This is a genomic window from Pseudomonas sp. GM50, from assembly GCF_000282375.1.
GTDB lineage: Bacteria > Pseudomonadota > Gammaproteobacteria > Pseudomonadales > Pseudomonadaceae > Aquipseudomonas.
Genome location: NZ_AKJK01000108.1, coordinates 15,079 through 28,892 on the forward strand (window position 1 = coordinate 15,079; position 13,814 = coordinate 28,892).

A 13,814-nucleotide genomic window follows, 5' to 3' on the forward strand; every position below is an offset into this window, starting at 1 on the left:
GACGGCTTTGCTCACATGTCGAGGTTGGGTGCAGCAGAGGCGCCACCGCAGGCACCATCAAACATAAAATACTTAGTTAAATCAGGTAAATAGATCGTATTCCAAATACATTCCCAACGGTTGTTTTTTTATTCTGAAGGCTTTACCATGTCTCTATGTCAGTGACTAGGGGTATCTCCAGTCGTCAAGCTGACCTCTAGAGGTCTTGATCCATGTTACGTTTGTATGGCCTCCCTCCTCAGTTATCGTTTGATCAGGGGGGCCATGCGAATTGTAAAGTCTGCTCCTTTGCACCTCCTCTTCTTATATTTATTATCGCTCGACCTCACCTCGATACAAAATCCCGATCCCGAATACTTGGCTCGTTAGCATTAATATTGCGTGTCATTAATGCGCGCCAATTTTCTTTTATGCGACATGCAACTGTCCTGGGGCGCGTTGCCGTAACAATAGTTGAATCTGATCAGAGATTGATAAATGGTTAATAGAGACTTTAAATCTGCATTTGAAGCCATGTATCATGGTAAGTATGATTTTGAAGATTTTAAGTCGGGTGATATTTCCGAGAAATTCAGAAAGCTTGATCTAAATAAAAAAAATATATACGAGGCCGATCCGACACTAAAAATCTACCATAAATTTCTTAATCTATTTGTATTTCAATGGCTCAAGTTTAATGAGAATTGCGTATATTCTTATAGAAAAGGAATGAATGTAGCTGACGCAGTAAAGAAACATGCTCACAGTAAGCACTTTTATCAAACCGATCTGAACAATTTTTTTGGAAGTATTCGAAGCGATTTTGTTAAAGCTAGTATAGTCGCCAGCATTGATAGAATGCCTATTGCCGATGTACTTATATATATCGATAGAATAATCGAGCTCTGCACTGTATCTGGCAAGCTGCCGGTGGGGTTTTCAACATCACCTTTAATTAGTAACGCATGCCTACTGCATTTTGATAATGAAGTAGAGCTTTACTGTGAGGAAAACGGATTAATATATACACGCTACTCAGATGACATCATAATTTCTGGGGGTGAGAGAAAACTGTACGGGACAGGTGAAATAATCGCAGAGGTACTTCATCAGCAATTCAAAGGCAGTCTGTCTATCAATTCATCCAAAACAAAATACAGTTCTGCAGGCAATAAACTTAAAATACTCGGGATGATGATTTTGCCTAACGGCACCATCACGATAGACTCGAAGTTGAAAGCCGATATTGAAGTGTTGTTGCATTTCTTCATGAAAGATAAACAAAAATTTTTAGATAAGATTGAAACCGATAGTGCTACTGCGCTCGCCAAGGTGTCTGGGTATTTAAATTACATCAACACAACAGACAAAATTTATCTCAATAAACTCCGCAAAAAATATGGGGCATCTGTGGTTGATATGTTTGTCCGCGGATCGGTGAAGGCCCTATGAAAATTGAGATCGAAATCAATAACATTCAACATGTGTCCATGTTGAGGTTTGATATTGATCTAAGTCTGAATAAGTTGACATGTTTAATAGGTAAGAATGGCGTAGGCAAAACTACGCTCATTAAAGCCATACAGAATTTAAGGTTTGCCGACACCTTTGCTCAAACATCACAACCAGGCATATTTCGTACCGATAGTCATATAAAATATTTAGTAGACGAAATCTCTTTTACGTTCACCTATGACCCGGGCATTCGGAGCTTAAACTCAAAGGACGTCATACCAGATATTATAAAAAGTAATATTGATGTAGAGTTGCCGATGCCTTACGGCCAGCGATTTAGTTTTTTCCAAACACTGACAAAAGCAGACCCAGACATTCGAAGCAACATTGTAATGGGAACACACGAAGGACCTGTGGAACTAATTGAGTTTCTGAATTATATATACTCCACGACAAAGTTTAATGATTTGGTCCAGATAAAAGTAAAGCGTAACGAGTACTACTGCATTCTTTTGGAAGAGAGTAGGTATATACGTGAAGATTATTTGAGTTCAGGCGAATATCTTCTTATTAGCGTATACAGAAAAATCAAAAATCGCTGTAAACTTATCGTGATTGACGAAATCGATATATCATTAGATGCGGCGGCCCAAACTAGATTGGCAACAAAACTTCGATCATTTTGCGCAATCTACAATGTGAATATTTTATTTACAACACACTCTCTAGCGTTGATGAAAACACTCAACGATAATGAGATTTTTTATTTGCTTGATGATTCCACTTGTGTTCGCGCAATTCCCGCTTCTTATAGCTATGTGAAAAGCATTCTTTTCGGATTTAAAGGATGGGACAGGTATATCCTTACTGAAGATGACTTGCTCCAGAAACTTTTAGAGCATCTACTTGAAAAGCACCATCCAAAAACACATTTTCAATATAAAATTATATATATTGGAGGGGGGAGTGGTGTTGTCGATTTAATGAGCAGAAATGCAAAAGAAGAATTCTTCGCTGACCAGAAAAACGTAATCTCTATTCTTGATGGCGACCAAGCGAAAGAAAAACATGTCAAAAACTATAAAAATGTTTACTGCATCCCGTTCGAGAGCGTCGAAAAGCAATTGCACTCAGACTACTATGGAGGGTCAGGTTTTTTAGAAAGTGCAATAGGTAAGATACAAGGTCTCGATAATAAACAATTGTATAAGCATGTAGTGAGAAATAAACTTATGACGGAAGCGCAAATTATCGAATATCTTTGCACAACTTACGCGAAAGAGACTGAAAAATTTATGCAAGTTTTCGACGAGTTTCTTTATTTGCCCAACGTTTAAAGCGGAACAAAAATATTCAACTGCACCTCGTTTTGCCGGGCATCCAGAACGTCCGCTAATGGCCCAGAGTGTGTAAAAACGCTCATAGCCTCATCATCTCGGATCATCTCGGATCATCTCGGATCATCTCGGATCATCTCGGATCATCTCGGATCATCGACGTTCGTTGGTCGAGCGATCGCACGGTCAATACTACGGGCCGGGCGTTTGATACCGGACTTCAAGACCATTGCCAACTTCCGAAAAGACGGCAGCAAGGCCATCCGAGGCGTCGTGATATCATTCCATTACCATTTCTGACCCGTGGCCTGAAAAAATTGGAATGGATGCAGGATGCCCGAGAGCCAAAGAAACAGGAGTGCATCAATGCGCAAAGAGAATGCAGAGACCGTCCAGCTGAGTACCGATCAACCAGCGGATATGGCGCATTTCCATGAGGTGATGTCTGTCAACGCTGACTTGGCTCAGAGCAGGCTGATGTATCGGCATGCGGCTGAGCTTATCAGCAACGTGTATCACCATGCGCCCCACCCGAAACGTCCCAAGGTCAACTGGTCTTTCGATTGCTTCACCTGCAAGCATGCCGTTATCGTTCGCATCCAGGATGATGGCTTAGGTTTTTTCGAATCGCTTCAACTAAAGGGTGGTACTGAGACCACGGCTGACCTCGCGCTCGCCAATCTCACCGCGAGTCGACTGAATAGATTCAACCGAGGACAGGGAATTGCCGATGTCGTCGGGGATTTTAAGTCAGGCGAACTCCTTGCGTTGTCTATTGAAAGTCCGGCTGGATCGGTTTTTTTGGGAGAGACAAGCACCCTTGCTGCTGACGTCGATCTGCAGTGCGGCACTCGGATTACGTTCGCGGTTGCTCGAATGGACGGAAAGCCATGAAGGGAAAAATCATTAAGATCAAGGATGAATGTCCGTTTCCTTGTGGCCGATTCCGGGAAGATGGACCAGGGAATGCCCAAGCATTTCGCGAGGATGTCCTCCAGCCCGCTTTGGCGACAGAAAATCTAGTCACCCTCGATTTCTCCGACTTACCCGGATGGGGAAGTTCTTGGCTGTCGGAGGTAGTGGGAGGACTGCTCAGAGATGGCACTATTTCAAAAAATGACTTGATTACACGTCTCAACGTTGTCGCAACAACGGACACCGAGAAGGCTGAAGTGATGATGTTCATAAAAGAGGCTGAGGAACCCTCATGAGTATTGCGACGAGCCTGATTCCGTTGGCCAGTGCTCTACTCGGGGGGGCAATTGGCGTATGGATAACCATATCCCGCACCCAATATTCTGCATACTCAGCCGATTTTTCGAAAAGAGTGGAGCAGATCTTAGCACTCATCGACCGGAAAGCGGAAAGTAGCTGTAGATTTTGGATCGATGATAACTCGGACAAACTGTACACGGATGAAGCCTATCTCATTGGCCTGAAGTCCAGCTTGACGGTTTGCGTCGATGCCCTGAATAAGGATTATACTGGATTTAACAAGACCCGGATCTTATCGGCACTTACCGAATTCAATAAGTCCTGCACCGGTTACAACTTCCCTAATAAGGGACTTCCAGAAAATATCAAACCACCTGTAGCCGAAATATTAAAAACTGCAGAGATACTCAAATGTGAAATTTTCAAGGCGCGGAAGAAAAATTATAGATGGCTTTACAGCGCTAGATAAGTCTATATATCGCCTCAAAGATTTCATATCCACACATGCTGACTTTGGATGGCATGTGAACGACCAGCAGCTATGGGTTGTGGATTCAACCGGTCGATGCATAGATTGACTAAAAGCAACCACGTAGTATCAATCGGAAAACCACGTCCTCAGAACTTTCCTACACATCGCCGGCCTTGCCCTTCGGAAGCCCACTCGCTAACCTCCCTCCGTCGCTGCCAATTCAGCGACCGGGTGTGGTAGCCCGATTTTCATAGGAACCCAATCCATTGGAGTTCCAAATGCTCGACGACGACGAAAACCCATCTGAAACCCCAGAAACCCCAGAACCGGCAGAAACCGATCCAGTTTCCCCATACTCCTGCCTCGACTCAAAAAAACTCCACGACGCCGCGATCCGCGCGCTCGATTACTACCTGTCGCCACCCCCCTCAAAACCAAAGCTGGCCGACCGCCGTCCCAGCACAATCTTCGTCATCGCCCCCAACGTCGACAAAGAAACCCTCCTGGCCCACTGCTGCGAAACCCTCGCTTCCGCCAACGTAATAGCCAGTGAATTGGCCTTCAGCCTCACCGGCCCGCAATGCAACATGGCGCTAGCCATCCAGCAGATGATTTCCCTGGCAGAGTTGTCGGTGAATCGGGTGTTGGATCAGGTTGATCCGCAGGAGTAGGTGAGGGCGTTGTTTCATTGTGATGCGCAATAAGAAGCCCCGTCCCATTTAGGTGGGACGGGGCTTTTGTGTTTTTAAGATCAAAAGATCAAAAGATCGCAGCCTTCGGCAGCTCCTACGTGTTCGTGGTGTTCGCGTGTCGCAGATATCGCCGGTGGCTCCTATCAAACCAGCGGACTCACCCGCATCCCCCGCGCCGGGTCATCCAGCAACTTGAATTGCTCCACCATAAAATCAATCAGCATCCGCATCGACGGCAGCATCCCATGCCTGCTCGCAAATGTTCGAGTGTCCGTTTCTGGCCAAATTACTGCCCGTCGCGGCCATAAGCGGACCTCCTGCTGCCCTCAAAAAATATCGCGACTAAAGCCTCTACCTATAGGAGGGCTTTAGCCGCGAGCTTTTGATCTTACGCAATGGAGAAAACAGGCCGCTTCCGGGCGCAAGCAATCCTGAACCGTAACGTATCCAACGAAGTCATGGCGTTGTTCCTGAAATGGACTCAGTGCGAGGCGGGTCACTCAGACCAGCCGAGCGCCACCGTCGATGTTTAGCGTGGCGCCGTTCATAAAGGTGTTGGTCATCAGGAAAACGGTAGCAGCGCCTGCTTCAGCGGCGGTACCGATGCGATGTAACGGCAGCACTTGCTCCCATGCGCTCACGTACGCATCGCGCCCCTCGCCCAGGGCTTTGCTAAAAATGGGGGTGTTGATCGGGCCTGGGGACAGAGTGTTCACACGGATGGGCGCCAGCTCCAGGGCCAGGCCACGTGCCAGCGCTTCCATTGCCGCCGATGCAGCAGCGATCACGGCGGTGCCATGGGCGTTGGGCCGGTCGGCCAAACAGCCAGAGATAAAGACGATGGAGCCGTCCTTGGACAACCGGGTTCCCAATGCGCGGATGGCGTGCAACGAAGCCCATATACGCTCTTCGAACGCCCGACGCAGGTAGTCGATTTCAGTGTCCAGCACCTTGCCCGCCACAAATGTGCCGGCGAGTAGAACCAGATGATCCACGTGAGGGATGTCCGCCAAGGCGGCGTAGACGGCATCGCCGTTGGTGACATCAGCGGCGCGCCAGCCGGCGAGCCCGTGTTCTGTCGCCGCTTGCTCGGCGCGCTCGGCATTGGAACCGATCACGGTCACCGATGCCCCGGCGGCTTTGGCTTGAATCGCAGCGGCTAAACCGATGCCGGATGTACCGCCGAAAATCACTACCGTGCGGCCTTCCAGATGAGCGGGTAGCTGTTGGGTAAATGCGGTTTGGAGGATGGTGGAATGGCTCATGGTCGATCTCCTTGACTGCCTGAATGGCGTCGTTGGGCAAAGACTAAAGACTCGAGCCAACATTGATAATCAGGCCATAAGTCGCTTTACTAGTGCCATGAAGGAACAAATAGGGTTAGACCGCCTTACCGGTCTTATTGCCTTTGCCCGCGCTGCCTCTTTAGGCAGCTACACCGCTGCAGCCCGCGATTTATCTGTGTCGCCGTCCGCTATCAGCAAAAGCGTGCAACGCCTGGAGCAACATTTCGAGCTGCGTTTATTCAGCCGCACCACCCGTTCGTTGACCCTGACACCTGAAGGCCGGGATATTTACGAACGGGCGCTACGAATTCTGCGCGAGGTAGAGGACATCGAGCAGGCCGCAGTGGCCTCGCGCGCCGAGCCCTCCGGCACCTTGAAAGTGACAGCGCCACCGCCTATCGGGCTGAACATATTGGCGCCAGCGATTCCCAGGTTTCGCGAGCGCTACCCCAAGCTCGCCATCGACCTGCGCCTGGGCGATCAGTTTGCGGACATCGTTGAGCAAGGCATCGATGTGGCCGTGCGCGTGGGCAACCTGGCCGACTCGCGACTTATCTCTCGTACGCTGGGACCGCATCGAATTTGCGCTTTTGCCTCGCCAGCCTATTTGGCCAAACGCGGCACGCCGCTGGAACTCAGCGATCTGGCCGACCATGACTGCGTGAATTTTCGCTACCAGAGTTCGGGCCAAGCGCTGCGCTGGCCATTCAGCGTGGGGGACCGAATGGTGGAGATAGCGCCCGACGCATCCATCGTCATCGACGCTAGCGATGCGGTTGCCGCAGTGCTTGCTGCGGGCGGTGGCATTGGCATTTCACCCACCTATGTCGCCGCGCCCTATGTCGCACGGGGAGAACTGAAACCGCTATTTCCTCAGTTCGCAGTCGACCGTTCCTCCATCACGGCCTTGTGGCCAGAGAGCCGCCGAGGCAGCCCGAATGTGAAGGCGTTTGTGGGTTTCCTGACCGAGCTATTTCCCAGCCCTACCGCGTGGGACGAGATCGTAGCGAAGGCGTAGCGCCGTTGTCGGTGAATCGGGTGTTGGATCAGGTCGATCCGCAGGAGTAGGTGAGGGCGTTGTTTCATTGTGATGCGCAATAAGAAGCCTCGTCCCGTTTAGGTGGCCAAGGCTGATGTAAGCGTACGGTTGGCACGCGACCTCTATTTATTCAGTTACCCCATTTAGCTCATGACTTAGGCCCGCCACGGTGGAAGAGCCCCTTCGAAAAGTGAAAAGGCTCGATGCAGGAAACTGTTGAAGCGAGCGGCATCACGCCGCAGCCCTGCCTGTTGACCACCAATCAGGCACAGATGGGCCACCTGACCAATCACTTCTGCTTCGCCTGGCATATGGACCAAGCGGCGGCACGTCCGTATCGCGAAGTCCAGTCGTCTTGTGTCAACACGCTGCTGAAACTCGCCTACCAACGGATCGTGCAGCGACCAGGCTCGGATGGAAACTTCCCGCCCAGGTTGTTTCTCAGCGGCAATACTCAAGTAGCGTTTCAAGGTTTCGCCCGCGCTACGACCCTGCGCCGCATAAGCGAGCATGCGCTCCGTGTAGTCTTCTTCCCAAGCGGCCAGCAAGGTACGGACAAAGTCTTCGCGATTGCGGAAATGGTGATAGAACGATCCGCGGGTCACATTCAATCGGCGCGATAGACTCTCGGCCGAAACGCCAATATGCCCAATTTGGTCGAGGGCCTCAAAACCAGCCGCGATCCAATGGTTACGAGTTAGTTTTCTCACCCGTTATTCCGCTCCATATTTAGCGCCATACAGACTGTGTATGGTGCGCAACCGATTGATACGCTGCGAGCACCAGCAAAGATGGCCGTTGCGTTTTGCACGCCAGCACTTTTCATGGAGCTCGCCTTGAAGAAAATCGTTCTGGTTGCTTTCGACCAATTCACTGATATCGACCTGTTCCTGATGTGGGACATTTTAGGCCGCAACACTGAGGACTGGCACGTCCGAATATTGGGTTCCAGCTCTATCGTGCGATCAGCGCACGGCCTGCCTGTTTCGGTGCACGGTCCGCTTTCCGAGGCCAATAGTGCCGACGCGGTATTGTTCGTCAGCGGCAAGGAAGGGATACCCGCTGCACTTGCCGCCCCAGATTTCCTGCCGTCGTTTGAACTTGACTCCAGACGCCAGCGAATCGGCTCCATATGCGCCGGAGCTTTCATTCTCGAACGGCTTGGATTGCTCAGCGGCCAGGCAACTACACACCCGGAGGCACGATCGAGCTTGCAAGCTCTGGGACTTGAGCCCGTGGACCAGCCTCTTGTGTGCCAAGGGAACGTTGCAACCGCTGGCGGATGCCTTTCGGCGCTCTATCTGGTGGGATGGTTGGTTGAATCCTGGTTCGATGTCGACAAGCGCCGTGCGACGTTGCTCCCTGTTCTGCCAGCTGGGCAGCAAGAGCTCTATGATGCCTTGATCGGGCTGAGTATCCGGCAAGGAGAAGTTGGCGCCTCAACAACATCCAGTTAATCCATGCTCGCTCAGCGAGGCTCTGGACCTCATCAAGCCTAAGCAGGCACGCCGCAATATGGAAAAAGAGCCACTTGTGCAGCGAGATTCCTCCACTATGCAGATACCTCGTGTGCTTGGGAATGAGCAGTGAGCGCGATTGTCCGTGCCCGGCTTGAAAGTCGGTAACCGTCACTTCCAAGCCAGACAAGCACTTACAGGGCGACCAGGAGCGTTATACGACAAACCATCGCAACAAGAAACGCGACATGGCATGTCGTCTAATTAGTAGTTAGAACTCAGGAGAGATCCCCGATGCCCCGAGAATTTGAGCTCATTATGTCCGTGCCAGTCCCCTCGAGGTCCGGCATCACCCACCTCTACAAGTCGATGAACCTGGCGGACGCTTTTGCGATTCGGCTCCCTGCGGGCACATCTGGCAATCCAGATTTGCTAGCTCGATTCATCCTTTCCCACCAGCCATCCTGGATCGGATGGCTCATGAAAGTCCGAGACACTATCGTTGCCTGTTTTGGTCTCAAGACAGCCAAACATTTGGCAACACTTGCTAATCGGATTGGAATCTTCAAGGTCTACAGCACGAACCAGACTGAAATCGTGTTGGGAGAGGACGACAAGCACCTCGACTTCCGGATATCGATCCTGTGTTCTGGAGAGGCAGAGCCAGAAGGCAGTCGCCAACTGGTTTTTTCAACCGTGGTCCAGTGCCACAACCGTCTAGGCCGGGCCTACATCTTCGTTATTGCCCCATTTCACCGCTTGGTTGTTAAGGCCAGTCTCCTCCGTGCAGCGCGCGTCGGTTGGCCTCTGGCTACCTGCCCCTGAGGCTGAGAGCGCTGTGTGCCCCCTGAGGCGCTACGCAGCGGAAAACGTGCTGCGGCGATCACGAGCTTGATCCAGTCTGCGCGGCTGAATGGGCATGATCCGTATGATTATTTGAAGGACGTGCTCACTCGCTTGCCGACGCAGCGGGCGAGTGAAATCGATCAGTTGTTGCCGCATAGGTGGCAACCTATCTCGTTACGCAAGGCTTTATGCAAGGAGGCATACCAATGACATCCATAAATTTCCATTTCATCGACGCGCGCGGCACGCTTATCGATCACCGTAATTGGCTTCACACCCGCCTGTTAGAAACCTACGAAAAAGCAATTGCGTTGATGCCGTTGCGCCCACTTGATGTGATCGTGAAAGCTGGCACTCAGGTCATTCCAGAGAAGGGGCATCTAGGATATGCGCCCGAACCAGGCCTTATTTTTTTGACCGTAGATCCTGCGAGTGAAATTTTCAGAGCAAACCAAGAAGCGTCGCTCGAACGGATGTTCGCACATGAGCTTCACCATGCTGCCCGATGGGATGGGCCAGGTTATGGATCATCATTAGGTGAAGCGCTTGTTTCGGAGGGGCTGGCGGGCGCTTTTGCACAGGAAATCTGTGGTGGTTTACCTGAACCATGGGAGCGCCTCGATGTGTCTGACATTCGACGCCATGTCGGAATGGCGGCGAGCTACTGGAACCGCAAGGATTATGGCCACGACGCGTGGTTCTTTGGTGCATCCGACCTCCCGAGATGGTTGGGCTATTCACTTGGATTTCAGCTCGTAAAACGATTCCTGTTGGAGCATAAGGGCAGCACCTCTTCTAGTCTCGTGGAGATGGAAGCACAAGCGTTTCGTGGCATGCTCGCAGTTATCTAAGGCGTTCGGGCTTAGGTCATCAAGATGGCCCCGCCAGTCATTGCTTGCCAAGGCAATGACATTACGCGTCCCCTAATTCCCCTGGCCTCAACGGTACGGTCGGATTAGCGAGCGGGTGCAACGCCAGTAGGAAGCGGCACAATAGGCTGCGACAACCTCGCGAGCCCGGCCTCCTACTCCCGACCCCCACAAGGATTAACCAACTGCAATACCTGCGCCCTTGTCGCATAGGGAATGGCAGTGTTAGCAATATAACCCCCGCCATAATTGTACCGCCCGGTGTTCTCCACGAAGTTACCTTGGGGGCCGACGAAGGTTTTTTTGCCCTGCGTCATTGCATCCAGCATGAGTTTCTTCTTCAGTAAGTCCGGTTTTGCGTCGGGGGTAATCGGCCATATTTGCAGGGCGTAGTCTTTGGTAAACATGTAGAAGTTCGGCGCTGTGTCGACGGATGCCTGTGCGTGGGCGCACATGACTTCGCTTGCCTGGGGCTGGAAGACCGGCCTGTAGTGCTTATTGCTGTAACTGGCAAGAATCAGCTTTGTGCGGGTCTGCACGGCCAGTGCATCCTGCAACTGACAGGGTGTTATGTCACCGTAGGGGTTGGCGCACCACAACACCTGGGTCATCGTGACAACATCGTCTGGTTTCACCGCTAGGTCTTTCTGAATGGCCGCACGATCCTCGGGCTTTTCGTAGGGAATGCCGGCGCACCCGGCGAGTAACGCAGGGGGGAGCAAGACGGCTAAGAGCAGGCGCATTTGGGACTTCCTTGTGAGAAAAATATTTGGAGCGCGGCAGGATAGCCACGCGTGATTAGCCGGGCAAGCGCAGCTGAACTATCCAGCGTTTACTTTCGATGTCAGATTTCTGGTTCATATTTTTCCCCCAGTGATTAAATCGCAGTATCAATTCAAGATTAAGATCCATCCGTATCAGTAACGGACCTTGAAGGTAGGCGAATCCACCGGTCGTGAATCACGCCGGTCGTAGAGTTGGGTGATGCTCGCACGAACATCATCAGTCAAATCGGCGTTCTTGTTTCTGTGTTTCCCGGGATTCCGTGTTAAGTGCACACCATGTCTTGGCTTTGCGGGGCTTGGTAGGTGACTTGGCCGGACGGATACGTTGTAGTAACCCTTAGCGCCTTGCATATTTCCTCCCCACCACGAAGGGTTGTACCCCTCAAACGCTATCCAGGGAGGCGGAACAGCCGTTTCTCCACCTGGAAGATGTTCAAGAAATCGAGTCCTCTGGAAACTCGGTTCGATATGTTCCGAAATCCAGAAAGTCGTAGTAAATCTGCATTGCTTCAATGTGGGACATAGCCCAGAAAATCCATACACATTCACTACCAGGCTCGTTCAGGTTTCGGGCGGCATCTCCGGTGGGGCCGAGGGAGATGCAGGAGGGGAGCAGTTCGCCGTCTTCGTCAGGGGAGAGTCAGATTCCGGCGAAGCGTTTTTACACACTCTGGACCCATAGCTGCCGGTCGTGATCATCCGCTTTTTGGCCGATTTCTGTCTGTCGCGACTGACCGAAATCGACCCGCAGGCAACTGACTTAACCTGGCTCATGGGAGAACTGACGTTGTTGTTTGAGCCGCTGGGTATGCACTGTCAAGATCGGTAGCAAGACTCCAATAGCCCAGTTTCAAAAGGTGCTTTTTTAAGCCGAAGATGTAGTTGCTTTCGGGAATGTGAATTTCTTTGTGGTCACCGTCCCAGTACATTATTTCGACAAACCCTTCAGGGATGAACGCACCTTCAACCGTCCGCTCAAACTCATCGAGATCGGAACGAAATCTCATTCCGTAGTAGCCATCATCCCCCACATATCCGTGATGACTTATTGCGTAGCTGGCCAGTTCCTCAGCCTTAGGCCAATCATTGGAAAAAAGCCAAGACAGAATTTCTGCCTCAGTCATGGGTAACACCTGATTTTTGCATCACTGGTGTGCAGAGTTCCACCAGCGTCCCGTCAGGGCATCGAACGTAGGAAATGGTTTGCCCCCAGGGCTTGGTGCTTGGGGCGGACATTTCAGTAGCGCCCGCTTGCAGCGCTCTGGCATGAGCCGCTGGAACGTCCTCAGTCACTAGTCCTACTTCGATGCCTAGCGGTTTGGGGGACGAGTGTGCCGAAACATGGCCGGTACTGAAGTTCATCGCGGCCAGTTCATCGGCGGCGAATGCCAGTGCAGTTTCTCCTGTTTCGAGTTCGCCATAGGTGGCGGATTCATGGAGGAATCGAATGCTGAGCCCGAAGGCTGATGAAAAGAACTGAAGTGAGGTAGCAACGTCTGAGACGTAGATGATCATGTAGCCAAATTTCATGAGCGAACACTCCTTGTCGTGCCAATCCAGCATATTGAAGTCGGATGCCTGCTTTCGGCTCTCAGCGCTCACTGGAATTGCGGCCAATGATCCTGAATTTCATACCATGGAGCCTTGGACGCCACCTCGATATGTTTCTGCTTATCCGAGGTGAATGTAGTGTCCAGGGTGCCCAGCGCTATCGAGATCCAATTGGAGTATTCACCTTGGCTTTTTGACCAGAACAGCGAAGAGCCGCACTGGGCGCAGAACTGGCGCAATACTGATTCAGAGGATCTGTACAACTTGATGCCATCGGCGCCTTGGATGAGGTGCAGATCGCCACGCAATACACTGCCATAGCTGGCGAATGCGGCTCCATGGCTTTTGCGGCATTTGCTGCAATGGCAGTGAGAAAGCGCTTTTGGTCGTGACCGGATTTCGTATTTGACGGCGCCGCAAAGGCAGCTGCCCTGGAAGACGTCAGTCATTTTGGAGCACACCTGAGAACGAAGAGACGGCCATTTAAACCGCGAACAGCTTCGGTGTCGACCGGCAGCATCTGGCCGATTGCTGCCTATCGCGACCGGCTGAAAACGACCCAGAGCACGACATCGAGCATCAGGCGGAGCCGCGCCCAGCCATGGATTTCAATGAAGAGATCGGCGACCATAGTCCAGTCCTCATCCGAGAGTTCGTAACGCTTAGCCATCACAGAATTCCTTTCCGTAGATAGCCGAGAACCCGACAGAATTTAAGCTTCCTAAGGAAGCCATGGCGTTTCTCGGGATTTCGTACAGAACCTAGGCATCCCAAAAGCCTGCCCGGCAGAACAGTCAAAACGAAGTTTTCCCTGCAGGATGATGCCTTTTT

Annotated in this window: 16 protein-coding genes and 3 pseudogenes; 12 read left to right on the forward strand and 7 right to left on the reverse strand. The window is 51.3% G+C overall.

Going from position 1 to position 13,814, the window contains the following annotated elements; genetic code table 11:
- The first annotated feature begins 477 nt into the window (after positions 1 to 477).
- From PMI30_RS04750 to PMI30_RS04735, 7 genes and pseudogenes are all read left to right on the forward strand, one after another.
- Positions 478 to 1,431, forward strand: coding sequence for a reverse transcriptase family protein (locus PMI30_RS04750; RefSeq protein WP_008013652.1), 954 nt, complete (start codon positions 478 to 480; stop codon positions 1,429 to 1,431).
- On the forward strand, positions 1,428 to 2,771 hold the full coding sequence (locus PMI30_RS04745) for an AAA family ATPase (protein ID WP_008013655.1): 1,344 nt from the start codon (positions 1,428 to 1,430) through the stop codon (positions 2,769 to 2,771). Before PMI30_RS04750 ends, PMI30_RS04745 begins: the two co-directional genes overlap by 4 nt.
- Before the next feature lie 201 nt (positions 2,772 to 2,972).
- Positions 2,973 to 3,056, forward strand: a pseudogene (locus PMI30_RS31835) (hypothetical protein); the annotation flags it as partial.
- Between the two features lie 81 nt (positions 3,057 to 3,137).
- Positions 3,138 to 3,665 carry a hypothetical protein gene (locus PMI30_RS04740; RefSeq protein ID WP_008013656.1) on the forward strand — a complete coding sequence of 176 codons (528 nt, stop codon included), beginning with the start codon at positions 3,138 to 3,140 and terminating at the stop codon, positions 3,663 to 3,665.
- Positions 3,662 to 3,982 (forward strand): STAS-like domain-containing protein, encoded by a 321-nt coding sequence (locus PMI30_RS0129970; protein ID WP_050562575.1) that lies wholly within the window; start codon positions 3,662 to 3,664, stop codon positions 3,980 to 3,982. The genes PMI30_RS04740 and PMI30_RS0129970 overlap by 4 nt, the downstream gene beginning before the upstream one ends.
- Complete coding sequence (locus PMI30_RS30140) at positions 3,979 to 4,455, forward strand: hypothetical protein (protein ID WP_008013657.1); 477 nt, start codon at positions 3,979 to 3,981, stop codon at positions 4,453 to 4,455. Before PMI30_RS0129970 ends, PMI30_RS30140 begins: the two co-directional genes overlap by 4 nt.
- A 281-nt stretch (positions 4,456 to 4,736) precedes the next feature.
- Positions 4,737 to 5,129: a DUF6124 family protein gene (locus PMI30_RS04735; RefSeq protein WP_008013658.1), complete on the forward strand. Its 393-nt coding sequence runs from the start codon at positions 4,737 to 4,739 to the stop codon at positions 5,127 to 5,129.
- Between the two features lie 521 nt (positions 5,130 to 5,650).
- On the opposite strand, the gene PMI30_RS04730 is transcribed toward PMI30_RS04735, so the two are convergent.
- Entirely contained in the window at positions 5,651 to 6,415 is a 765-nt protein-coding gene (locus PMI30_RS04730; protein WP_008013660.1) for an SDR family oxidoreductase, read from the reverse strand.
- Positions 6,416 to 6,512: 97 nt separating this feature from the next.
- Between PMI30_RS04730 and PMI30_RS04725 the strand changes: the two genes are divergently transcribed.
- Positions 6,513 to 7,454 carry a LysR family transcriptional regulator gene (locus tag PMI30_RS04725; protein WP_008013661.1) on the forward strand — a complete coding sequence of 314 codons (942 nt, stop codon included), beginning with the start codon at positions 6,513 to 6,515 and terminating at the stop codon, positions 7,452 to 7,454.
- Positions 7,455 to 7,630: 176 nt separating this feature from the next.
- Here the strand turns inward: PMI30_RS04725 and PMI30_RS30915 are convergent, their stop codons facing one another.
- On the reverse strand, positions 7,631 to 8,185 hold the full coding sequence (locus PMI30_RS30915; RefSeq protein WP_081501307.1) for a TetR/AcrR family transcriptional regulator: 555 nt from the start codon (positions 8,183 to 8,185) through the stop codon (positions 7,631 to 7,633).
- Between the two features lie 126 nt (positions 8,186 to 8,311).
- On the opposite strand from PMI30_RS30915, the gene PMI30_RS04715 reads away from it, so the two are divergent.
- From PMI30_RS04715 to PMI30_RS04705, 4 genes and pseudogenes are all read left to right on the forward strand, one after another.
- A complete protein-coding gene (locus tag PMI30_RS04715; protein ID WP_032836160.1) occupies positions 8,312 to 8,932 on the forward strand; it encodes a DJ-1/PfpI family protein in 621 nt (206 codons plus the stop codon).
- 294 nt (positions 8,933 to 9,226) lie between these two features.
- Positions 9,227 to 9,757, forward strand: coding sequence for a DUF2867 domain-containing protein (locus tag PMI30_RS04710; RefSeq protein WP_008013664.1), 531 nt, complete (start codon positions 9,227 to 9,229; stop codon positions 9,755 to 9,757).
- Between the two features lie 27 nt (positions 9,758 to 9,784).
- Positions 9,785 to 9,988: pseudogene (locus PMI30_RS30920) on the forward strand (transposase domain-containing protein); the annotation flags it as partial.
- Positions 9,985 to 10,629 (forward strand): DUF2268 domain-containing putative Zn-dependent protease, encoded by a 645-nt coding sequence (locus PMI30_RS04705; protein ID WP_008013665.1) that lies wholly within the window; start codon positions 9,985 to 9,987, stop codon positions 10,627 to 10,629. The pseudogene PMI30_RS30920 and the gene PMI30_RS04705, both read left to right, overlap by 4 nt.
- Positions 10,630 to 10,802: 173 nt before the next feature.
- On the opposite strand, the gene PMI30_RS04700 is transcribed toward PMI30_RS04705, so the two are convergent.
- The 5 genes and pseudogenes from PMI30_RS04700 to PMI30_RS31840 form a co-directional block, all read right to left on the reverse strand.
- A complete protein-coding gene (locus tag PMI30_RS04700) occupies positions 10,803 to 11,390 on the reverse strand; it encodes a hypothetical protein (RefSeq protein ID WP_008013666.1) in 588 nt (195 codons plus the stop codon).
- Positions 11,391 to 12,202: 812 nt separating this feature from the next.
- On the reverse strand, positions 12,203 to 12,556 hold the full coding sequence (locus tag PMI30_RS04695) for a hypothetical protein (protein ID WP_008013668.1): 354 nt from the start codon (positions 12,554 to 12,556) through the stop codon (positions 12,203 to 12,205).
- Positions 12,549 to 12,962, reverse strand: coding sequence for a VOC family protein (locus PMI30_RS04690; protein WP_008013669.1), 414 nt, complete (start codon positions 12,960 to 12,962; stop codon positions 12,549 to 12,551). The genes PMI30_RS04695 and PMI30_RS04690 overlap by 8 nt, the downstream gene beginning before the upstream one ends.
- A 68-nt stretch (positions 12,963 to 13,030) precedes the next feature.
- Entirely contained in the window at positions 13,031 to 13,432 is a 402-nt protein-coding gene (locus PMI30_RS04685) for a GFA family protein (RefSeq protein WP_008013675.1), read from the reverse strand.
- A 98-nt stretch (positions 13,433 to 13,530) separates the two neighbouring features.
- Positions 13,531 to 13,653 (reverse strand): annotated as a pseudogene (locus tag PMI30_RS31840) (IS5/IS1182 family transposase); the annotation flags it as partial.
- Positions 13,654 to 13,814 lie beyond the last annotated feature (161 nt).

Coding starts and splice junctions, on each gene's coding strand:
- PMI30_RS30140 (WP_008013657.1), top strand. CDS start 3,979: ATGAGTATTGCGACGAGCCTGATTCCGTTGGCCAGTGCTCTACTCGGG.
- PMI30_RS04740 (WP_008013656.1), top strand. CDS start 3,138: ATGCGCAAAGAGAATGCAGAGACCGTCCAGCTGAGTACCGATCAACCA.
- PMI30_RS04735 (WP_008013658.1), top strand. CDS start 4,737: ATGCTCGACGACGACGAAAACCCATCTGAAACCCCAGAAACCCCAGAA.
- PMI30_RS04685 (WP_008013675.1), bottom strand. CDS start 13,432: ATGACTGACGTCTTCCAGGGCAGCTGCCTTTGCGGCGCCGTCAAATAC.
- PMI30_RS04710 (WP_008013664.1), top strand. CDS start 9,227: ATGCCCCGAGAATTTGAGCTCATTATGTCCGTGCCAGTCCCCTCGAGG.
- PMI30_RS04705 (WP_008013665.1), top strand. CDS start 9,985: ATGACATCCATAAATTTCCATTTCATCGACGCGCGCGGCACGCTTATC.
- PMI30_RS04695 (WP_008013668.1), bottom strand. CDS start 12,556: ATGACTGAGGCAGAAATTCTGTCTTGGCTTTTTTCCAATGATTGGCCT.
- PMI30_RS04750 (WP_008013652.1), top strand. CDS start 478: ATGGTTAATAGAGACTTTAAATCTGCATTTGAAGCCATGTATCATGGT.
- PMI30_RS04700 (WP_008013666.1), bottom strand. CDS start 11,390: ATGCGCCTGCTCTTAGCCGTCTTGCTCCCCCCTGCGTTACTCGCCGGG.
- PMI30_RS04725 (WP_008013661.1), top strand. CDS start 6,513: ATGAAGGAACAAATAGGGTTAGACCGCCTTACCGGTCTTATTGCCTTT.
- PMI30_RS04730 (WP_008013660.1), bottom strand. CDS start 6,415: ATGAGCCATTCCACCATCCTCCAAACCGCATTTACCCAACAGCTACCC.
- PMI30_RS04690 (WP_008013669.1), bottom strand. CDS start 12,962: ATGAAATTTGGCTACATGATCATCTACGTCTCAGACGTTGCTACCTCA.
- PMI30_RS04745 (WP_008013655.1), top strand. CDS start 1,428: ATGAAAATTGAGATCGAAATCAATAACATTCAACATGTGTCCATGTTG.
- PMI30_RS0129970 (WP_050562575.1), top strand. CDS start 3,662: ATGAAGGGAAAAATCATTAAGATCAAGGATGAATGTCCGTTTCCTTGT.